Origin of the sequence: Shinella sedimenti (assembly GCF_022601905.1) — a bacterium.
Lineage (GTDB): Bacteria > Pseudomonadota > Alphaproteobacteria > Rhizobiales > Rhizobiaceae > Shinella > Shinella sedimenti.
Genome location: NZ_JAKVIN010000010.1, coordinates 38316 through 58104 on the forward strand (window position 1 = coordinate 38316; position 19789 = coordinate 58104).

Consider the following 19789-nt stretch of genomic DNA (forward strand, 5'->3'; position numbering starts at 1 on the left):
CTACCGCCGCAACTTATCGGTGACTTCTCTACGATCAGACCTGTTGTCGCAAGTTCATGTAGAATGCCGCGACGGTCCCAACCTCTGCGACGCCTCTCCAGGCGACATTGTTGGATAGTCCCTCGCGCGAGGAACGTCGAGACGCAACGATTTCAGGTGGTGACGATCGGTTAAAGACAGGCCAGAACGTGAGGTCATATAGCTGGCGCCGTGATGCCTGGGACAACGTCGACAGGAATGTTGTGGCGTTTGAGGTGAGCGATCTCGTCCTCGGCCCGCCCGAAGACAACCGGATCGCCGGGTGACAGCCGTACCACGCACTGGCCGGCCATAGCGAACTTGACGATAGTGTCTCCGATCTCTTTCTGTCGGCAGCTCTCGCCGCCGCATCGTTCTACGGGCATGCGCGTCGCCTCGCGGCGCGCCAACTCGAGCACTTCGCCGGGAACCAGATCGTCAAAGAGGATGATATCGGCCGCCTGCAGCGCTCGCACGGCCTTTAGCGTTAGGAGCTCCGCATCGCCTGGCCCCGCGCCGACAAATGTCACGCGACCGATGGCGGGGGCTTCCGCGAGCCGTTCGGCATCAGCGAGAAGCACCCCGCCTACGCCCTCCTCCGGCGTATCCAGCGTGGAAAAGACCCTGTCGGAGAACCGCTCCCAGAAAACGCGGCGCGGCTGGCCGGGCTTAAGGCGCAGGTTGACCGCCCCGCGCAGCGACTGTGCCAGCGCCGCCCAAGCCTTCAGGCTGCGCGGCAGAAGCGTCTCGATCTTGCGGCGGATCGTCTGTGCCAGGATCGGCGCCGCGCCGTCCGTCGAGATCGCCACGATCACCGGCGAGCGGTTGACGATCGAGCCGAACTGGAACTGGCAGAAGGCCTGCTTGTCGATGACATTGACCGGCACGCCCGCAGCACGGGCGGCGTTGAAGAACGTTTCCGCATCGTCCTCGCAATCGCCGATCGCCAGCACAGCACCAGCCAGATCGGATGGCGTCCAGCACCGGGCATGGCGCGTCAGTCCTGCCGCCGGATGATCCGGTGGGCGAGCGAAGAGCGCCTCGAAGGCCTCGCTGAAGGTTTCCGCATAGACATCAACGCGGGCACCGCAGGCCGCAAGCAGTTCCGCCTTCCACATCGCGGCATCCGTGCCGCCGGCGACGACGACACGTTCACCCTCCAGCGCCCAGAAGACCGGCAGCTTGGCGAGCGGTTCTATGCGCGCTTCATTCCGCGGCGGCTGCGAGACATCCATCGACGATCCCCTTGATCTCGGCGCGGCACGATCCGCAATTGGTTCCGGCATTGAGCGCCTTGCCGACGGCCTCGACGCTGTGGCAACCGCCCCGCACGGCGGCGACGATCTGGTTGACGCCAACGCCGAAGCACGAACAGAGGGTGGCGCCGGGGTCCGGCTTGTCCGCACCCGGCCGGCCGGCGACGAGCGCGAAACGCTTGCGCAGGTTGGCGTGTTCGGCGGTGAGTTGGGCGATCGCCCAGTTGCGGGCGACTGCCACGGGCTCGCACGCTAGGAAGAAGGCGGCGAGAAGCCGAGTCCCGTCGAAGAAGGCGAGCCTGACATCGCCGGTCGGCGCATCCGCATAGCCGAGCGGCTCGACGCCGTCGGGGATGGTGAAGACGCGGCGGCACCAGTCCGCCCAGTGCTGGACCGGCGTGGTGAACGCCAGTTCCAGCCGCCAGCCGCCATCGGCTTTGGCGAGCGCCCAATAGGCCGCATCCGGCTCGACCGGCTTCGCCTGCGAGACGGCGAAGGCATAGTGCCGTGCCTTGAACAGCTTGACCGCGACCGCAACGTTCTTCGAGGCGGGCTGGCCGGAAAAACGGTCGGTGATGGCGGGGACGACGGCATCGATGCGGGCCCTGGCAGCAAACTGATCGTTCCAGTGCATGGGGGCGAAGATGCTGCGCCGCGCTTGGCGTTCGGTGATCAGCGCCCGCACCACGGCGCTGCCCAGCGGGCTCTCGATCTCGACCAGCCCGGCATTGCCGACGCCGATCTCGACGGCATCGCGCGGATGCAGTTCTGCAAAGGGTTCGGCGATGTGGGACGACAGGCGCGCGCTTTTTCCCGTGCGCGTCATGGTGTGCCATTGGTCGCGGATGCGGCCGGTGTTCAGCGTGAAGGGGTAGTCGGGATTGGCGCGGTCGGTTTCGGCGGGCTCGACTGCGACGAAGTGTGCCTTGCCATCCTCATGGTAGAAGCCGCCATCGGCGAAAAAGCGGCTTTCCGTCCTGGCCTGTCCTGCCGGCTGCGGCCATTGGAAGGGTTCAAGCGCATCATAAACATCCTGCCCGACACCAACATGCGCACCGATATCGAAATCACGGCGGCCATCGTTCTCGAAAGCCGAGAGGGCCGCATGTTCGGAAAAGATTTCTGCCGGAGTTTCATAAGCGAAAGCATCGGCAAAGCCCATGCGGCGCGCGACTTCGACTAGTTGCCACCAGTCCGCCCGCGTCGTGCCAGGCGCGGCAAGGAAGGCGCGCTGGCGGGAAATGCGGCGCTCGGAATTGGTGACGGTCCCGCTCTTCTCGCCCCAGCCGAGCGATGGCAGCATAACGTGGGCGTGGCGGGCGGTGTCCGTGTCCTTGATAATGTCGGAGATAACGACAAAGGGACAGGCCTTGATCGCCGCCTCGACGGCAGCGGCATCGGGCATGGAGACGACAGGGTTGGTCGCCATGATCCACAGCGCCTTGATGCGCCCGTCCGCCACCGCCTGAAAGAGATCGACCGCCTTGAGGCCCGGTTTTTCCGCGAGGACGGGCGACGCCCAGAAGCGCTGCACCCGGTCGCGGTCTTCAGCGCTTTCGATGGCCATATGGGCGGCCAGCATGTTCGCGAGACCGCCGACCTCGCGGCCACCCATGGCGTTGGGCTGCCCCGTCAGCGAGAACGGCCCCATGCCCGGCCTGCCGATGCGGCCGGTGGCAAGGTGGCAATTGAGGATGGCGTTGACCTTGTCTGTGCCGGACGAGGACTGGTTGACGCCCTGGCTGTAGCAGGTGACGACCTTCCCGGTCGTCGTGAACAGGCGATAGAATTCGCGAAGCTGCATGGCCGGAAGCCCCGTCCGCTCCAGCACCTCGCCGAAGGAAACGCCCGCCGCCGTCGCGAAGGCTTCGGCAAAGCCCGACGTATGCGCCGCGACATAATTCTGGTCGACGGCGTTGTTCGAGACGAGATGCGAGAATAGGCCGACGAACAATGCCGCATCCGTATCGGGGCGGATCGCCAGATGAAGGTCGGCGATATCGGTCGTCATGGTGCGGCGCGGATCGATGACCACGACCTTCATGCCCGGACGGCGCTCTTTGGCGGCGGCAAGGCGCTGGTAGAGCACGGGGTGGCACCAGGCGAGGTTGGAACCGGTCAGGATGACGAGATCGGCCAGTTCCAGGTCCTCATAGGTCCCCGGCACCGTATCCGAACCAAAAGCCCGGCGATGGCCGGCGACGGAGGAGGACATGCAGAGCCGGGAATTCGTGTCGATATTGGCCGAACCGAAAAACCCCTTCATCAGCTTGTTGGCGACGTAGTAATCCTCCGTCAGCAACTGGCCGGAGACATAGAACGCCACGGAATCGGGGCCGTGCTCGGCAATCGCGGCGGCAAACTTTGCGGCGACGAGATCGAGGGCGCTGTCCCAGGACGCCGGTTCGCCCCTGATCTCGGGATGCAGGATGCGACCATCGAGATCGATCGTCTCGGCAAGCGCCGAGCCCTTTGAGCAGAGCCGCCCGTAGTTCGACGGGTGGTCCGGATCGCCCTTGACGGAAACGGCACCGTCTTCGGCGACCGTCGCGATGACACCGCAGCCGACGCCGCAATAGGGGCAGGTTGTCTTGACCGCCTGTTCCATCCTATTCGGCCGCCACCATCAGGTCTTCGAGCGCGATGAACAGCGCGCCGCCGTCATTCTTTAGCGCGATGGTCTTTACCGCGCCCTCGTCCGCACCGAGCGCCGTGCCGGTTTCCAGCGATATCACCCAATTGTGCAGCGGGCAGGTCACGGCCTTGGCATGAACGATGCCCTGGCTCAGCGGCCCGCCTTTATGCGGGCAATGGTCTTCGATGGCAAAAACCTCGTTTTCTGCGGTGCGAAATACTGCGATCTTGCCCTGCGGAGTTTTCACACAGCGGGCGCCACGCAGCGGGATGTCGGCGATGTTTCCGATGGCAAACCAGTTCATGTCCGACCTCCTATTCCGCTGCCTGTCCGTAGCCGATGGTCGCCATCGGCCGGAATTCATGTTTGTCCTTGCCGGATACGCGCTCCGACCAGGGATCGACCTGGGCGAATTTCTGGGAGAAAACGAAGCGGTCATAATAGGCCTTGCGCTTGTCGGCATCGCCCATGATCTGGCGGCGGATCTCGTCGAGCCCGATGCGTTTCGCCCATTTGTAGATGCGCTCGAGATAACGCGCCTGTTCGCGGTACATCTGCGTCAGCGCCACGATGTGCTCCAGCGCCTCGTCCTCGCTCTTCACGAGGCCGAGTACTTCGGTACCCTTGATGTCGAGGCCCGCGGCACCGGCGAAGTGAATCTCGAACCCAGAATCCACGCAGATCACGCCGATGTCCTTGCAGGTCGCCTCCGCGCAGTTTCGTGGACAGCCGGAGACCGCCATCTTCAGCTTGGCCGGCGTCCAGGAGCCCCACATGAACTTTTCGATGCGGATGCCGAGCCCCGTCGAATCCTGCGTGCCGAAGCGGCACCAGTCGGAGCCGACACAGGTTTTTACGGTGCGCAGGCCTTTCGCATAGGCCTGGCCGGAGATGAAGCCTGCCTTGCCGAGATCGGCCCAGACGGCAGGCAGATCCTCCTTCTCGATGCCGAGCAGGTCGATGCGCTGACCGCCGGTGACCTTCACCAGGGGGATCTCGAACTTGTCGACGACATCGGCGATGGCGCGCAGCTCGCCGGAATTGGTCACGCCACCCCACATGCGCGGCACGACGGAATAGGTGCCGTCCTTCTGGATGTTGGCATGCACACGCTCATTGATGTAGCGCGACTGGTAGTCGTCGGCGTATTCATCCGGCCAGTCACAGACGAGGTAGTAGTTGAGCGCCGGGCGGCATTTGGCGCAGCCGCAGGAGGTCTTCCATTCCAGCTCCTGCATGACCGCCGGAATGGTCTTCAGCCCCTTCGCCTTGATCAGGCGGCGCACGTCGTCATGGCCGAGATCGGTGCAGCCGCACATCGGCTGGACGGCGGCGGGATTGTAACTGTCGCCGAGCGTCAGCGTCATCAGCTGCTCGACGAGGCCGGTGCAGGAGCCACACGAGGCCGACGCCTTGGTGTGGGCACGCACATCGTCCAGCGACGTCAGGCCCTTTTCGGTGATGGTCGAGACGATCCTGCCCTTGCAGACGCCGTTGCAGCCGCAGATTTCCGCATCATCCGGCAAGGCTGCAACGGCCGCCATAGGGTCCAGCGGAGCGCCCCCCTGATAGGCCTGGCCGAAGATCAGCGTCTCGCGCATTTCGGAGATGTCGATCTGCTTCTTCTTCAGATCATTGAACCAGGCGCCATCGGCGGTTTCGCCGTAAAGCACCGTGCCGATGATCCTGTTGCCCTTCAGCACCAGCCGCTTGTAGACGCCGGCTGAGGCATCGCGCAGCACGATCTCCTCGCGATCGTCGCCATCGGCGAAATCGCCCAGCGAGAAGAGTTCGATGCCGGTCACCTTCAGCTTGGTCGGCGTATCCGAATGCACGAAGGCCGCACCCTGTTCGCCGGCAAGATGCGAAGCCGCGACACGCGCCATCTCGTAGAGCGGTGCGACGAGGCCATAGACCATGCCGCCGACCTCGGCGCATTCGCCGAGCGCCCAGATGCTGCCGTCGGAGGTCTGCATGCCGTGGTCGACGACGATGCCGCGGTTGATGGCAAGCCCCGCCTCCCTAGCAAGCCCGACGCTCGGGCGGATGCCGACGGCCATGACGACGAGCGTCGCCGGGATGATGCGGCCATCCTCCAGTTCGATGCCCTCGACCTTGCCGTTGCCGATAATGGCCTTGGTATTGGCCTTGCAGAGGATCTTGATGCCCCGCCCTTCCAGCTCCTTCTGCAGGAGATAGCCGGCGGCCGGATCGAGCTGCCGGTCCATCAGCGTCGGCATGACATGGAGCACCGTCACATCCATACCGCGGCCGGCAAGGCCGGCGGCGGCTTCAAGGCCGAGCAGGCCGCCACCGATGACGACGGCCTTCTCGCGCGACTGCGCGGCGAGCAGCATGGCCTGCACGTCGTCGAGGTCGCGGTAAGTGATGACGCCGGGCAGCTCCTTGCCCGGCACCGGCAGGATAAAGGGCACGGAGCCGGTGGCGATGACCAGCTTGTCGTAGCTCTCGGTCACACCATGGTCCGACGTCACCGTCTTGGCACCGCGGTCGATGGCGACGATGCGGTGGCCCTTGTAGAGCGTGATGCCGTGCTTGATGTACCAGCCGTCGCCGTGAATAATGATCTCTTCGTAGTCCTTCTCGCCGGACAGGACCGGCGAGAGCATGATGCGGTCGTAATTGACGCGCGGCTCGGCGTTGAAGATGGTGACGTCGTAGCGGCCCGGTGCCTTCTCGAGAAGGTGCTCCAGCATGCGCCCCGGCGCCATGCCATTGCCGATGATGACGAGTTTCTCGGTCATGGTCTTTCCTTGTGATTATGCTGCGACGGCGGAGACGGAGGGGCGCTCCATCTGGCGGATGGAGAGATGCATCCAGATCAGCGAGACGGCGACGACGGCAAAGAGCAGCAGGAAGCAGCTCGACCAGAGGCCGCTCGCATCCTTGAGAAGGCCGAAGGCGATGGGCAGGATGAAGCCGCCGAGCCCGCCGACCATGCCGACGACACCGCCGACGGCACCGACGCTATCGGGATAATAGGCCGGAATGTGCTTGTAGACGGCAGCCTTGCCGAGGCTCATGACGAAGCCGAGCACGAAGACCACGACGATGAAGACGGCCGGCGTGATGCCCGAAGGCAGCGACAGGATGAGCGTCGCGACGGCCGAGACGGCGAACATGCCATACATGACGGAGCGTGCGCCCTTGCGGTCTGACAGCACGCCACCAAGCGCCCGAAAGATGCTGCCGGGAATGGAATAGGCGGCGGCGACCATGCCTGCCGTGGCGATGTCGAAGCCATAGACGCCGACGAGGTAACGCGGCAGCCAGAGAGCGAGCGCCACGAAGCCGCCGAAGGCGAAGAAGTAGTAGAGCGAGAAGCGCCAGACCTGGGCCTTCTTCAGCGGCGCGAATTCCTCGCGCAGGCTGCGCTTCGGCCCCTTGCTTTCGCGGCGGCTCTTGAAGGCCGGATCATCGCTCGTGGTGAACCAGAAGAGGCAGGCGGTGAAGATCAGTGCCGCGGCCCAGACTTGCGCAACCATCTGCCAGCCGGCAGCGACGAGAACGAAGGGCGCGACGAATTTCGTCAGCGCCGCTCCGACATTGCCCGCGCCGAAGATACCGAGCACGGTGCCCTGCTTTTCCGCCGGGAAGAACGGCGAGACATAGGCCACGCCGACGGCAAAGGATCCGCCCGCTAGTCCCACGCCGAGGCCGGCAAGCAGCATCTGCGGGAAGGTCGTGGCGTGAGACAGGAGGAGCGTCGACAAGGCAGCGGCTAGCATCGTCAGCGTGTAAACGAGGCGGCCGCCAAAGCGCGGCGTCCACACGCCGAGCAGGATGCGCACCAGCGAGCCGGTCAGGATCGGCGTGCCAACGAGCAGGCCGAACTGGGCTTCCGACAGGCCGAGGTCTTCCTTGATGCGGATGCCGATGATCGCAAAGATCGTCCAGACGGCGAAACAGATGGTGAAGGCGAAGGTGGACATCCAGAGCGCGACAGCGCGTTCACGCGTGGATGTGGGCTGCTTGATCTCAGACATGGCTTCTCCGAGGCCCGACAAGGTCGTGCCGCTCCAATCTCGGGGTTGAAAAACAAAAAGCCACTGGCCAGGCACATGCCCCATGGTTGCCCCATGCGCACGGATCCTGATCAGCGGCTTTGCTGGTGAAGCGCCCGTCGTTGGACGCCGATGTCGTGACCCGAAGGTCTACGCTCTAACAAGCAATCGGTGTGCCAATTTAATCAAGCTATTGATCTTCAATAATAATAATTTCTTCTCGACTCTCGAAGGCCTGGAAGCGCCTCGCTGTTCGTGCATCCACGAAGCCATTTTTTGTGCAGTGCGCATAATTAAGCGCCGCGCACACTCAGCCAACCGTCTGCGACGCGATGTAGGCTTCGACATCATCAGGATCGAAGCGGCCACCGTCGAAGAAGCCGTCGGGACCGAGCGTCAGGACGCCGGAAGATCCGACGGGCGTTGCGACGGTCAAGGCCCCTTCGACCTTAGCGCTGACCGAGGGCATGGCGATACCGAGGTCCTTCAGCGCGGCCCGGTAGATGTCCGGTCGATAGGTCTCCGCCGCAAGGCGCTGGCGCTCCGCCGTATGCCCGATCTGCCGCCAGCGCACCATCTGCGTGTAGAACCAGAGGGCGTGGCTTTTCCAGGGAAAGGTGGCGGCCTTGGCGTTCGGCACGAAGAAATCGCCGATGGTGCGCACCGTCTCGCCACCAACCGGCAGCTTGCCATCGAGGGCGGGAAGCAGCAGGTCCACATCGTGCCCGACATAGGCTGGCTGCGCCAGCAGCGTTGCAAGGGCCGCGTGGTTTTCCGGTCGGGCACACCAGAGCGACGCCTGATACAGCGCAACAAGCAGCGCCGCCATCGCCTCCGGATTGGCCGCGCCCCAGCGTGCATTAACGCCAAGGACCTTTTCCGGGCTCGACCGCCAGATCGCCGCCTTGACGGTGGCCAGATGCCCGCCGCGCCGCAGCACGCCGAACGTGTTCCATGGTTCGCCGGCGCAATAGCCGTCGATCACCCCCTCGGAGAGCGCATCACCCATGTCGGGCGGCGGCAGCACGACGATCTCAATGTCTCGATCCGGGTCGATGCCGCTTGCAGCCAGCCAGTAGCGCAGTTCGTAATTGTGCCCCGAATAGGGATGCACGACACCGAAGCGCAGCGGCGCGCCCGTCCGTACTGCGATGGCTGCGCGGAGCGCCGCGCCATTGGCGCGCGCATCGAGATCGGCCGTCGCACCATGATCCGCCATCGCCTGCCAGAGCGCCGGCGAGACCGTCACCGCATTGCCGCCGAGGCCGAGCGCCATCGGAACGATCATCTCGGGTGCGGGAAGGTTCAGGCCGAGATTGCCGGCGATTGGCATAGGGCCGAGAATATGCGCGACATCGATATGGCGCACCGCAAGACGGTCGCGGATGCTCGCCCAGGAGCGCTCGCGCAGCAAGGTGAGATCGATGCCCTGCGCCTCGGCAAAGCCCATTTCGCGGGCGACGACGAGGAGCGCGCTGTCAAGCAGCGGCACAAAACCGGCGGTGATGGCGTGGCGCGTCGTCATTCCGTTCCTCCGGGGTCGAGCAGGCTGGCCGCCGTGACGAGGCTCTGGGCGATCTCGACGATCTTGCGGTTCTGGTTCATCGCCGTGCGGCGAAGCAGCGCATAGGCCGCCTCTTCGGAGAGCCCGCGCGAGCGCATCAGGAGTCCCTTGGCGCGGTCGATGACCTTGCGGTTTTCCAGTTCCCCGCGCGTCTCTTCCAGCTCCCGGCTGAGACGGGAAAAGGCATTGAAGCGGCTGATCGCCATTTTCAGGATGGGGCGCACCCGCTCCTGCTTCAGCCCGTCGACGATATAGGCCGAGACGCCCGCTTCGACCGCCGCCTCGATGGAGGCCTCGTCGGACTTGTCGACGAACATGGCGATGGGGCGTTTTACGGCGCGCGACAGCTGGAACATGCTTTCCAGCATGTCGCGGTTCGGGTTTTCTAAATCGATTACGATAATATCGGGATTGAGATCGGCGATGCGACGCGCCAAGCCATGCATGACGTCGATCACCGTGACCTGGTCATAACCCGCATCCCGCAGCCCCTCTTCGATGATGGCGGCGCGGATGCGGTTCTCGTCGATAACAAGTACGTTCAATTCATTCGGCTTCATATGGCAACCGCACCGAAACCGCGCTGCTGAATTGCTGCGTCGTCGTTTTGCAATGCAGCATTACCGCAGGGATATCAAGCCACTTTATATATGCAAAGAATGACCGTGGTGAGCTTTCGCGGGGACTAGCGTGAGGTTGATAACGACGCTGGACCGCCTCGCGATCTGCCATTAGACAGCAGCGGCGGAGAGAGCAGCAGCTGCTGCTGTCGAGGGCACGAGTATCCAGGCGGCGCGGTACGGCGATCTCGCGGGAAAGGCCCGAAATGCATCCAGAGTGTACCCCTCCTGCTTACTCTGGTCAGCGCGCGCTGACGAAGTGCCAGGCGCTCAACCGTTTCCCGGCAGCATCGGCCAGCCGACACACTCGTGCCATGAGCGAACCGCCGTTCAAAGACGGCATGCTCCCCGAGTAGGATGACGTTGAACGCCTTACATCGGTTCATGGCCGGCCTGCCCGGTTCTACTGCAACTTCGCCCCACAAATCGCAGGCTTTGTTTGAGTCTGGTCGAACCACATCTTAAAAACAGGGACTTCTGCTCGCCCGTAAAACTCTGAACGCACGCTCTGATATGGGGAGGATGGATGTCCCGAATTTACCCATCGATCAGTCGGGGTCCATCTACGTGACCCATCGAATTTGTTAACCGTACTAGTTTGCGTTGTCGAAGGCATCGATGTGGTATGAATTCACCATAAATTGATGGGCTGAACGATGAATATATGGAATGTGCAGCGCAAGATTCAGCAGTTCATGGCGGTGCAGAGCACGAACCCCGAGCTTTTAAAAGCTCAGTATCGAGCTTTCACCCATCAAATGCCGATGATGTATTTTATTTTGCTTACCAGCACTTGGGCGCTTGCGGTAACGCATTTAGGATTGGCGCCATACTGGCTTACGCTTGGTGTTCCATCACTGTTTACCGTCGGATGCCTATTGAGGGTGTTCTTCTGGCTTCGGACGAGAAATGTCGATCCTTCACCTGAACTCGCGCTTACAGCTTTGCAACGCACCAATCGTCTGGCGGGCGCTATCGCCAGCGCGTTTACACTCTGGTCGTTCGCGCTTGTTCCCTATGGCGACGCTTACACCCGCTCGCACGTCGCATTTTACATGGCGATCACCGTAATATCCTGCATCTTCTGTTTGATGTATTTGCGTTCAGCAGCGTTCATCGTGACAATTGTCGTCAACGGCGCTTTCATCGCATTCTTTGTCTCAACGGCTCAGCCGACATTCGTCGCAATCGCGATCAACATCCTGCTGGTCTGCGCAGGCATGATGTCCATCCTTCTTACGAATTATCGAAACTTCGAGAGCATGGTGGTTTCGAAGCAAAAAAGCGACGCGCTGAGCAACGAGAATTTCCGGCTTGCCAACCTGGACAGCCTTACGGGACTTGGAAACCGCCGCGCATTCTTCGCGGCGTTAGAGGTCAATCTCAGGAGGGCAAGCACTAGCGGAACACGGATGGCTCTCGCGGTTATGGACCTTGATGGCTTCAAGCCTGTCAATGATCTTTACGGTCACTCCGTGGGCGACCGTCTTCTGGTCGACGTTGCCAATCGCTTGTCTGAGACACTGACGGCGAGTACAGCCTTCCGGCTGGGCGGAGATGAGTTTGCAATCATCGCTCCGCTTCCGCCGGAGAATACCGAACTTCTAATCAATGCGAATAATGTCGCTGCGCAGTTGAGGCAACCCTATCAAATGCCAGAAGGTGTCGTCCACATCTCGGCTTCCATGGGGATTGCCGTCTTTCCCGACCTCGCACTGAGCCCAGAGGAGCTTTTCGACCGGGCCGACTACGCGCTTTACCATGCCAAAAAGAGGCACCGCGGCGGCGCGGTCCTTTTTAATACTGACCATAAAGACAAGATCAACCTCGATGCACGAATTGAGAGCGTCCTAAAGCAGGCGAACCTCGAAAGGGAGCTTTCTCTGGTCTTCCAGCCTATCGTTAATGTCAGCGATCACTCCATCCTCGGCTTTGAAGCCTTGGCTCGGTGGGCCAGCCCGACCTTGGGCGAAGTCTCGCCAGCACGTTTCATTCCTGTCGCCGAAAGAGCCGGCATCATCGGCGAATTGACGAAGACCCTTTTAAGGAAGGCACTGGCTGCTGCTACGTGCTGGGATGCACATTTGCGACTCGCATTCAATCTGTCGGCGCACGACTTGAATTCGAACGAAAGCGCTCTCGCGATCCTGAGCGTTGTCGAAAGAAGCGGCTTTGATCCCAAGCGGCTTGATCTCGAAATTACCGAAACGGCTTTCGCCCATGATTTCGCGCAAATTACTCATTCTGTCGAGATGTTGCGGCGCCTTGGGTGCGGCATATCGCTCGACGATTTCGGCACAGGCTATTCAAGCCTCACACGGCTGCACGCGTTGCCGCTAACTAAATTCAAGATCGACCGGAGCTTTGTTGCGAATCTGCACACGAAGCCTGCGAGTTACAAAATCGTGAAGTCGCTTTTAGCACTGAGTGCAGATATGGGCTTGGATTGTGTCATCGAAGGTGTCGAGACCAAAGAGGAGCTTCAAGCTCTCAAAGCGTTGGGCGGCACCAGTGTCCAGGGTTATCTTTTCTCGCCTCCGCTGCCGGAGGATGAGGCACGATATCTGGCTGCGCAACATACGCATCGGTACAGCCAGATCGCAGTTTAATCAGGGGCCAATTAAGCATTGAAGGTGCGGGAACCAGCATTTGTACATGGCACTTCAAATCGTATTTTTGAAAATATCGCACCAGCACAGGGGCACAGGGGCACAGCGCACTTCGCTTGTATCAGTGCAAGTGAAGATGGATAGGGCCTGATGTACGTACAAGCCCGCGAATGACTGCTTTCTCATCGCGCGCCACGGCACGGCCAACGGAGATCTATATTGGTCTAGGCTCAGGACTCATTGATCAGAGCCAGAAGATGACGGCAGCCGCGATGCATATTGCCGAGAAGAAGGTGTGGGCGCATCGGTCGTAGCGTGTTGCGATGCGCCGCCAGTCCTTGAGTTTTGCGAACAGGTTCTCGACCTTGTGGCGCTGGCGGTAGAGAACCCTATCATAGGCGTATGGGACTTTGCGGCTGCGGCTTGACGGGATGCAAGGCGCGATACCTCGTGCTTCGAGTTCGGCGCGGAACCAGGCGCTGTCGTAGCCGCGATCGGCGATGAGATGAGAAGCCGCAGGCAAGGCTTCGAGCACAAGACGCGCGCCCTTGTGGTCGCTCATCTGGCCTTCCGACAGGAGCAGGATGATTGGCCGGCCGTCACCATCGCAGACGGTGTGGAGCTTTGAGTTCAGCCCGCCTTTTGTTCGTCCGATACGATGGGGAACATCCCCTTTTTTAGCAGGCTCCCTGCCGTGCGGTGGGCCTTCAGGTGCGTAGCGTCAATCATGATGCGCTCGGGCTTTGGCCCTTCGCCGGCAAGGCTGGCGAAGATGCGGTCGAACACGCCGAGCCGAGATCGCATCCGGCACGGTGGACCAGGCGTTGAAGGCAAGCCTGAATTTCAATTTCTGAGCAGATTACCGCGCGGGATCGGTATGTGAGCGCTCTGATAAGGCAAAGATCACGCGGTTCTCTTGTGACCTTCCCCAAGTTTTTATTGGGTTTTGACTTCGCTCCAGCGGTTTTCGGGAGATCTCCAGTGCCAAGCGGCTGCACTCGGCGCTTGGCTCTGTGTGGCCAGCAGAATTTGAAAACCAACTCGCCCAGCAGGCGGCTTAGTTCGAAGTGCCTCGGTGGTCCAGCCTGAGGGTTTCACTCAGTTCCGCGTGGAACCAGCAGATCTGAAAGATTCGAGCCGGTGGCTCGATAACCGCGGACTTCAGCTACCTTTAGGACGCCGCTATTTAATGTCCGCTCTTGAAGGGATGTGAACCGGCGGCCCGAGAGATCTAAATGCATAACTATCTAAAACATCGACCAAGCGTTCAACATACTCGGACTTGGCGTCACGATGATCGCCAAGCCGGATGCCCGGCCCTATCTGGAACGGGGGGAACTTATCCGGCTCCTGCCGGCTGGTGGGTCGATGCCGGTCCCATCTCGATCTATGATGCAAACTGAGCCCTGCTCCCCTCAAAGACACGCGTCTTCATCGACTTTGTCGCCGAGGTGTTTCAGCGGGAAAATTATGCAGAACGCTTCGCCGGAAGCCTGGGATGAGGGACAGATGATCGATGCCCTCCTGGAGTATGTGGAACTGGCGAATTGCATCGCGATAAACCAAAGATTGCCTGCCGGTAAGTTTTGCCGAGCAGAATCTTGCAGGAGGAAAATGCGGGAGTAGTGGACAGGGCCGCTGCGAGCGGCCCTAGCCCTGGAGCGTTGACTTTATAGCGTCCAGCCCCCGTCGATTGTAAGGCTCGATCCGGTCATGAAGGACGTGTCGGGACCTGTGAGATAGGACACCATCCCGGCAATCTCCTTGGGATCGGCAACGCGCTTCAACGGGCTGCGGTCAGACAACATCTCAATGGCACCGGCGTTCATGTCAGTGTCCGTCGGACCTGGCTGGATGTTGTTGACGGTGATGCGCCGTGGAGCGAGATCAAGTGCCAAGCCTTTCACCATCGCTGCGACCGCAGCCTTGGAGAACTGGTAGACGCTTGCTCCCGGCATTCCTGTCCGTTCTGCCGTGTTCGACCCGATTGTGATAATGCGGCCGCCATCCTTCATGTGGGGCACTGCGGACTGGATGGACAGGAAAACGCCTCGAATATTGATGTCGATCATCAGATCAAGTTCTTCGAGACTAACCGCATCCACTGTGTTGAGGCGCAAAATCCCTGCATTGACGACGACAGCGTCGAGCGGCCCAAAGACATCTACCGTCTTGGCCACCGCCCCACGAAGGGCGTTAGCATCTGCGCTGTCGGCTTGGATGGCTAGGGCGCGGCGCCCGCTCTTCTCGATCTCGGCAACGAGCGCCTGTGCGCTGTCCGGTCGCGAAACATATGTGAAGGCAACATCGTACCCCTCTTTTGCAAGTCTTTCGACTGCAGCGGCGCCGATGCCACGGGCACCTTGACCTTGCCCCCAAGTTTTATCCAGTTTTAAGTTCGCTCCAGCGGTTTTGGGTTGCTGTATTCGGGGCGGTAGCGGCGGGGTGCGGTGCGGAGCCATTTCGGCTGCGCAGCACCGCATCACGTCGCGGGTTGATTGTCTGAGCGAACTCGGCGGGTGTCAGCCAGCCGAGGCCAGAGTGTGGGCGGTGATCGTTGTAATCGTAGCGCCAGTTTGAAAGCGCTGATCGAGCATGAGCCAGCGACGAGAAGAGAGTCTCATTCAGGAACTCGTCTCGCAGCCGCCCATTGAAGCTTTCGATGAAGGCGTTCTGGATCGGCTTGCCCGGTGCGATGTAGTGCCATTCCACCTTGGTCCGATCCGTCCATTGCAAGATCGCGTTGCTGGTGAACTCGCTACCATTGTCGCTGACGATCATCTTCGGCTTGCCTCGTCCCTCGATGATCCGGTCCAGCTCACGGGCAACCCGCAGACCGGAAAGCGACGTATCGGCGACGAGAGCCAAGCACTCCCTGGTGCAATCGTCGACCACCGTAAGCACCCGGAACCTGCGACCATCGGTGAGCTGATCCGACACGAAGTCCAATGACCAGCGATCGTTGGCGGCAAGCGGGATCAGCATCGGTGCTCGTGTGCCTATCGCTCGTTTCCGACCGCCGCGCTTGCGCACCGTCAGTTTCTCTTCCCGATAGAGCCGGAAGAGCCGCTTGTGGTTCACAAGGTGACCCTCACGCCTGAGCAGCACATGAAGGCGTCGATATCCAAAGCGGCGACGTTCATGCGCCAGCGCCTTCATCCGCTCGCGAAGGTCATAGTCATCGCTGCGCCTGGTTTCGTAACGGATCGTCATCCGGCAAAAGCCGATGGCTTTACACGCCCGCCGTTCGCTCATCTGGTGGTGATCCATCAGATGCGCGACAGCTTTTCGCCTTGCTGCGGGCGTCACCACTTCTTTCCCAAAAGGTCTTTCAAAGCCGCATTGTCCAGCATCGCATCTGCCAGGAGCCGTTTCAGCTTCGTGTTCTCGTCTTCCAGCGTCTTCAATCGCTTGGCTTCGGATACGTCCATGCCGCCGAACTTGGCTTTCCACTTATAGATGCTGGCATCGCTGACGCCGTGCTTGCGGCAAAGCTCCGAGACCGGCGTGCCAGCCTCGTGCTCCTTCAGAATGCCGATGATCTGTTCGTCTGTAAAACGATTGCGCTTCATTCCCTGGTCCTCTCAATGGGCCAGAGCTTACTTCAAAATGGATTATTTCAACGGGGCAAGGTCAACCTCCAAACACGAGGGCGGTCTTGCATTCTTCGATCGTCATTGGAATTTCCTTTCTTGACAGACCTGTCCATAATTAGGCAAATAAAATGCCCCCATCTGTGGAGGCCGCGTTAAGGCTTGAGGCGCTGCGTTGCAAAACGTGCCATCGCCTTCAGATCAGAAGCGTTTGCGCCGCCGCGCGCAGCCACTTGCAGGCCGGTCATCGTCATCTGAATGAATGAAGCAGTTTCTTCAGCGTCAAGAGCCGGATTGATTTCTCCTGAACGTTGGCCGTCCAACACTCTCTCAAATATACGTCGACCGAGCGCAGCACTTGCAGCGCCGCGGCGCGCATTGATTTCAGGGTCGGTCACACCAAACTCGCCGACGGATCCCACCCCCATGCATCCAAGTGTCCGCTCGCAATCGTCTTCCGACACAAGACCGACAAGCAGATCCTCGATGCCCCGTATAGGCGATGCCGGGGCGCTTAGCCTCTTGACGTGGCCAGTGTTCGTCCGTTGCTGATAGGTATCCAGCGCCTCCAGGTAAAGTGTACGCTTATCGCCGAAGGCGCTGTAGAGGCTTTGTCTGCCAATGCCCATCGCCTCACGCAGATCATCGGTGGAGGTCGCCGCAAATCCCTTCGCCCAGAACACCCTAAGTGCTTTCTCTAACGCTGCGTCTCGGTCGAATTCTCTCGGTCTGGCCATACAAACGACGTAACAATTATGGACAGATCAGTCAATAATAAAATTCCCCTTGCAGCAGAGATGCGTCGGGGGCGCTGGCACAACATCCTCCGGCGTTAACAAGTAGTCCCCGAACTTCCTGCCCATGACGAGGCGCCCGGCTGGCTAACTCCTGTGTCTGATCCGAGATCCAAAATTTCGGACAGACCTCACGAACAGGGATTGACTTCTTCCTAATCATAGACATTTAATATCCACGATTAGGAGATGCAACATGAAACTGAGCGAAGGCGTAGAGCAGGCCATCCACTGCACGGCATTCCTGGCGGGTCTGTCGGAAGACGGCGTACTGTCGGCGGCAGCCCTGGCCGAACTCCACGGCGTGTCGACGAGCTATCTGCTGAAGCACCTGCAGGCGCTGTCCGGCGCCGGGATCGTCGCAACGACGCCGGGTCCGAAGGGCGGCTATCGGCTGGCGAAAGCGCCAAAGGACATCAGCCTCCTCGACATCGTCCTCGCGGTCGAAGGACCGGCGCCCGCCTTCCGCTGCGCGGAGATCCGCCAGCGGGGGCCGAACCCATTGCCGCAGCGCTACTTCACCAAACCCTGCCAGATCAACGCCGCGATGCTGAAGGCCGAGAAGGCCTATCGCGCAGAACTCGCCAAGGTGTCTGTCGCGGATCTTCTGGCGGATCTCGTCGCAGCCGACGACGGCGGTATCGCCGCACGAGGATGCGCCTTCCTTGAACTCCACGAACGCAAGACGGGCAATCGCGCCTCGTCATAGGAGAAAGCACCATGACCAAGATGAAGAAGGTCGTCGTCATCGGCGGCACGGGCCTGATTGGCTCAAAGGCAGTGAAACTGCTTCAGGACTCAGGCCACGAGGCCGTCGCCGCAAGCTCCAGCAACGGCATCAATGCCTATACGGGAGAAGGACTGGCCGATGCGCTAGCGGGCGCCGACGCCGTCATCGACGTTTCAAACATGATGTCGTTCGACAAGGCCGTGATCGCCGACTTCTTTGGAACGTCGAGCCGGAACTTGACGAGCGCCGAACGGGCCGCAGGCGTGCGCCATCACGTCGTCCTCTCGATCGTCAATGCCGATCAGCTCTCGGCCAATCCTTACATGGCAGGTAAGCTGGCGCAGGAGGAGGCCGTCGCTACCTCGGGCCAGGCCTTCACGATCGTTCGGGCCACACAATTCCATGAATTCACGGAGACGCTGGTGGACGCGTACTCGGCCGACGGCGCCGTGAAAGTGCCGGATATCGACTTCCAACCGATCGCGGCCAATGACGTCGCCGCTGCTTTGGTGGAAGCCGCGCTCGGCGAGCCGAAGAACGGATTCGTCGATCTTGCCGGGCCCGAACGGGGACCGTTCGGATCCTTCATCCGGACCTATCTCGATGCCAAGAGCGACGTTCGTCCGGTCAACGCTGACGCGGCCGTCGAATACTTCGGCGCTCCGGTTGTCGCCGGCTCACTGGTTCCCGGCGGAGACTACATCAAGGGCGCGATCACGGTCGCCGAATGGCTCAAGGCATAGAAGGAGCGCACGATCATGAAGATCATTGCATATGCGGCTGCGGCACTCGCGGCCACCCTTGCCACCGCGTCCGCTCACGATGTCGCTAAGCCAGGACTCGCCCACGATACGAAGGACGCCAAGGTGACGCTCGTCTACGAGCATCCCCTGCCCGACGTCCCTGGCAAGAGCGTCAAGGGCGTCCTCGTCGAGTACGGCCCCGGCGGCTACAGCTCCGCCCACACGCATGCGAAGTCTGCGCTGATCTATGCCACGGTCCTAGAAGGCGCGATCCAGAGCGCCGTGAATGGTGGCGAGACGAAGACCTTTACCGCCGGTCAGAACTTCACCGAGCTGCCAGGCGACCGCCATGACGTCAGCGCCAATGCAAGCAAGACCGAGCCGGCGAAGCTGCTCGCCGTCTTCGTCGTCGATACCGACGACGCCGTCCTGACGACGCCGCGCAAGCCGTAGCGCTACCTACCAGATCCACCCCCTCACCTACCGCACAAGCAACGATGGTTTCACCGGCGAACGGAGAACCGCGTCCACAAGAAAGGAACAATATGTCCCGCATGAACTGGTCCGAAGTCGCCCCCGAGGGTGCCAAGGCGCTCTTCGGCGTCCATCAATACGTCACCAAGAAAACGAACCTACCTGAAGAGCTGATTCATCTCGTCTTCCTGCGCGTGTCGCAGATCAACGGCTGCGCCCATTGCATCGACATGCATAGTCGCGATCTGCGCAAGACGATGTCCGTAGACAAGATCACTCTGCTGCCGGTCTGGGACGAGGTGCCTCACCTGTTCAGCGAGCAGGAACGAGCAGCGCTGGCCTGGGCTGAAGAAGTCACGAATGTCAGCCAGACCCACGCCTCCGACGAGGCCTATGCCGCCGCCGCCGGAGTATTCGAACCGAAGGATCTCGTCGATCTGACGATCACGATCGCTGCGATGAACGCGTTCAATCGCCTCGGGGCGCCATTCAGGCTTCCGGTTGCAGCCAAGGCCTGATCGCGCTACCAGCGCAACGCATAGGCACCACCCTGCCGGGCCGTCCAGGTCCGACAGGGTGTTCTGGCCAGTGGCAATGCGACCATCCGCGTCGCCATCTCCCAAAGACGGAAGGCATTATCGCATCGATCACGTCAGTAGATTTCTGAAGGTGAGCCGCTGCTTTACCATTGCCCGATACCGACTGACCATAATGTAGCCGGTCATCGA

Annotated in this window: 15 protein-coding genes and 2 pseudogenes; 6 read left to right on the forward strand and 11 right to left on the reverse strand. The window is 61.0% G+C overall.

Features of this window, described 5'->3' with window-relative positions; translation table 11 throughout:
• Positions 1–194: 194 nt before the first annotated feature.
• The 7 genes from MKI86_RS21325 to MKI86_RS21355 all read right to left on the reverse strand — a co-directional run bounded on the left by MKI86_RS21325 (position 195) and on the right by MKI86_RS21355 (position 10058).
• Positions 195–1253, reverse strand: a complete 1059-nt coding sequence (locus MKI86_RS21325; protein WP_306424487.1) for a siroheme synthase family protein — start codon at positions 1251–1253, stop codon at positions 195–197.
• The gene (locus MKI86_RS21330) at positions 1225–3882 is read right to left on the reverse strand and encodes a nitrate reductase (RefSeq protein WP_241605122.1); all 2658 of its coding nucleotides are present in this window, start codon (positions 3880–3882) and stop codon (positions 1225–1227) included. Before MKI86_RS21330 ends, MKI86_RS21325 begins: the two co-directional genes overlap by 29 nt.
• A gap of 1 nt (position 3883) precedes the next feature.
• Positions 3884–4213 carry a nitrite reductase small subunit NirD gene (nirD, locus tag MKI86_RS21335; protein WP_241605124.1) on the reverse strand — a complete coding sequence of 110 codons (330 nt, stop codon included), beginning with the start codon at positions 4211–4213 and terminating at the stop codon, positions 3884–3886.
• Between the two features lie 10 nt (positions 4214–4223).
• Positions 4224–6674: a nitrite reductase large subunit NirB gene (nirB, locus tag MKI86_RS21340; protein ID WP_241605126.1), complete on the reverse strand. Its 2451-nt coding sequence runs from the start codon at positions 6672–6674 to the stop codon at positions 4224–4226.
• 15 nt (positions 6675–6689) lie between these two features.
• Positions 6690–7916 (reverse strand): MFS transporter, encoded by a 1227-nt coding sequence (locus MKI86_RS21345; protein WP_117372061.1) that lies wholly within the window; start codon positions 7914–7916, stop codon positions 6690–6692.
• 328 nt (positions 7917–8244) lie between these two features.
• A complete protein-coding gene (locus MKI86_RS21350; RefSeq protein WP_241605128.1) occupies positions 8245–9459 on the reverse strand; it encodes a CmpA/NrtA family ABC transporter substrate-binding protein in 1215 nt (404 codons plus the stop codon).
• Positions 9456–10058, reverse strand: coding sequence for an ANTAR domain-containing response regulator (locus MKI86_RS21355; RefSeq protein WP_117372063.1), 603 nt, complete (start codon positions 10056–10058; stop codon positions 9456–9458). The genes MKI86_RS21350 and MKI86_RS21355 overlap by 4 nt, the downstream gene beginning before the upstream one ends.
• 716 nt (positions 10059–10774) lie before the next feature.
• Between MKI86_RS21355 and MKI86_RS21360 the strand changes: the two genes are divergently transcribed.
• On the forward strand, positions 10775–12727 hold the full coding sequence (locus MKI86_RS21360) for a putative bifunctional diguanylate cyclase/phosphodiesterase (protein WP_241605130.1): 1953 nt from the start codon (positions 10775–10777) through the stop codon (positions 12725–12727).
• A 244-nt stretch (positions 12728–12971) separates the two neighbouring features.
• Here the strand turns inward: MKI86_RS21360 and MKI86_RS21365 are convergent.
• A pseudogene (locus tag MKI86_RS21365) lies at positions 12972–13525 on the reverse strand (IS5 family transposase); the annotation flags it as partial.
• A 474-nt stretch (positions 13526–13999) separates the two neighbouring features.
• Here MKI86_RS21365 and MKI86_RS21370 point away from each other — a divergent pair.
• Positions 14000–14229, forward strand: a pseudogene (locus MKI86_RS21370) (LysR family transcriptional regulator); the annotation flags it as partial.
• Between the two features lie 168 nt (positions 14230–14397).
• Here MKI86_RS21370 and MKI86_RS21375 read toward each other — a convergent pair.
• The 3 genes from MKI86_RS21375 to MKI86_RS21385 form a co-directional block, all read right to left on the reverse strand.
• Positions 14398–15189, reverse strand: coding sequence for an SDR family NAD(P)-dependent oxidoreductase (locus MKI86_RS21375; RefSeq protein WP_241605132.1), 792 nt, complete (start codon positions 15187–15189; stop codon positions 14398–14400).
• A protein-coding gene (locus MKI86_RS21380; RefSeq protein WP_113048895.1) for an IS3 family transposase occupies positions 15110–16299 on the reverse strand; the annotation gives its coding sequence in 2 pieces (ribosomal slippage) (positions 15110–16050 and positions 16050–16299; 1191 coding nt in all). Before MKI86_RS21380 ends, MKI86_RS21375 begins: the two co-directional genes overlap by 80 nt.
• A 176-nt stretch (positions 16300–16475) precedes the next feature.
• Positions 16476–17057: a TetR/AcrR family transcriptional regulator gene (locus tag MKI86_RS21385; protein ID WP_109461584.1), complete on the reverse strand. Its 582-nt coding sequence runs from the start codon at positions 17055–17057 to the stop codon at positions 16476–16478.
• A 253-nt stretch (positions 17058–17310) separates the two neighbouring features.
• Between MKI86_RS21385 and MKI86_RS21390 the strand changes: the two genes are divergently transcribed.
• The 4 genes from MKI86_RS21390 to MKI86_RS21405 all read left to right on the forward strand — a co-directional run bounded on the left by MKI86_RS21390 (position 17311) and on the right by MKI86_RS21405 (position 19579).
• Entirely contained in the window at positions 17311–17823 is a 513-nt protein-coding gene (locus tag MKI86_RS21390; protein WP_241605134.1) for an RrF2 family transcriptional regulator, read from the forward strand.
• Positions 17824–17834: 11 nt separating this feature from the next.
• Complete coding sequence (locus MKI86_RS21395) at positions 17835–18587, forward strand: SDR family oxidoreductase (protein WP_241605136.1); 753 nt, start codon at positions 17835–17837, stop codon at positions 18585–18587.
• Between the two features lie 15 nt (positions 18588–18602).
• On the forward strand, positions 18603–19040 hold the full coding sequence (locus MKI86_RS21400; protein ID WP_109461587.1) for a cupin domain-containing protein: 438 nt from the start codon (positions 18603–18605) through the stop codon (positions 19038–19040).
• A gap of 92 nt (positions 19041–19132) precedes the next feature.
• Positions 19133–19579 (forward strand): carboxymuconolactone decarboxylase family protein, encoded by a 447-nt coding sequence (locus MKI86_RS21405; protein ID WP_241605138.1) that lies wholly within the window; start codon positions 19133–19135, stop codon positions 19577–19579.
• Positions 19580–19789 lie beyond the last annotated feature (210 nt).

What these genes read in the sequence shown, in the direction of transcription:
- MKI86_RS21325 (WP_306424487.1), bottom strand. Translation starts at nt 1,253, where the DNA reads ATGGATGTCTCGCAGCCGCCGCGGAATGAAGCGCGCATAGAACCGCTC.
- MKI86_RS21330 (WP_241605122.1), bottom strand. Translation starts at nt 3,882, where the DNA reads ATGGAACAGGCGGTCAAGACAACCTGCCCCTATTGCGGCGTCGGCTGC.
- nirD (WP_241605124.1), bottom strand. Translation starts at nt 4,213, where the DNA reads ATGAACTGGTTTGCCATCGGAAACATCGCCGACATCCCGCTGCGTGGC.
- nirB (WP_241605126.1), bottom strand. Translation starts at nt 6,674, where the DNA reads ATGACCGAGAAACTCGTCATCATCGGCAATGGCATGGCGCCGGGGCGC.
- MKI86_RS21345 (WP_117372061.1), bottom strand. Translation starts at nt 7,916, where the DNA reads ATGTCTGAGATCAAGCAGCCCACATCCACGCGTGAACGCGCTGTCGCG.
- MKI86_RS21350 (WP_241605128.1), bottom strand. Translation starts at nt 9,459, where the DNA reads ATGACGACGCGCCACGCCATCACCGCCGGTTTTGTGCCGCTGCTTGAC.
- MKI86_RS21355 (WP_117372063.1), bottom strand. Translation starts at nt 10,058, where the DNA reads ATGAAGCCGAATGAATTGAACGTACTTGTTATCGACGAGAACCGCATC.
- MKI86_RS21360 (WP_241605130.1), top strand. Translation starts at nt 10,775, where the DNA reads ATGAATATATGGAATGTGCAGCGCAAGATTCAGCAGTTCATGGCGGTG.
- MKI86_RS21375 (WP_241605132.1), bottom strand. Translation starts at nt 15,189, where the DNA reads ATGGCTCCGCACCGCACCCCGCCGCTACCGCCCCGAATACAGCAACCC.
- MKI86_RS21385 (WP_109461584.1), bottom strand. Translation starts at nt 17,057, where the DNA reads ATGGCCAGACCGAGAGAATTCGACCGAGACGCAGCGTTAGAGAAAGCA.
- MKI86_RS21390 (WP_241605134.1), top strand. Translation starts at nt 17,311, where the DNA reads ATGAAACTGAGCGAAGGCGTAGAGCAGGCCATCCACTGCACGGCATTC.
- MKI86_RS21395 (WP_241605136.1), top strand. Translation starts at nt 17,835, where the DNA reads ATGACCAAGATGAAGAAGGTCGTCGTCATCGGCGGCACGGGCCTGATT.
- MKI86_RS21400 (WP_109461587.1), top strand. Translation starts at nt 18,603, where the DNA reads ATGAAGATCATTGCATATGCGGCTGCGGCACTCGCGGCCACCCTTGCC.
- MKI86_RS21405 (WP_241605138.1), top strand. Translation starts at nt 19,133, where the DNA reads ATGTCCCGCATGAACTGGTCCGAAGTCGCCCCCGAGGGTGCCAAGGCG.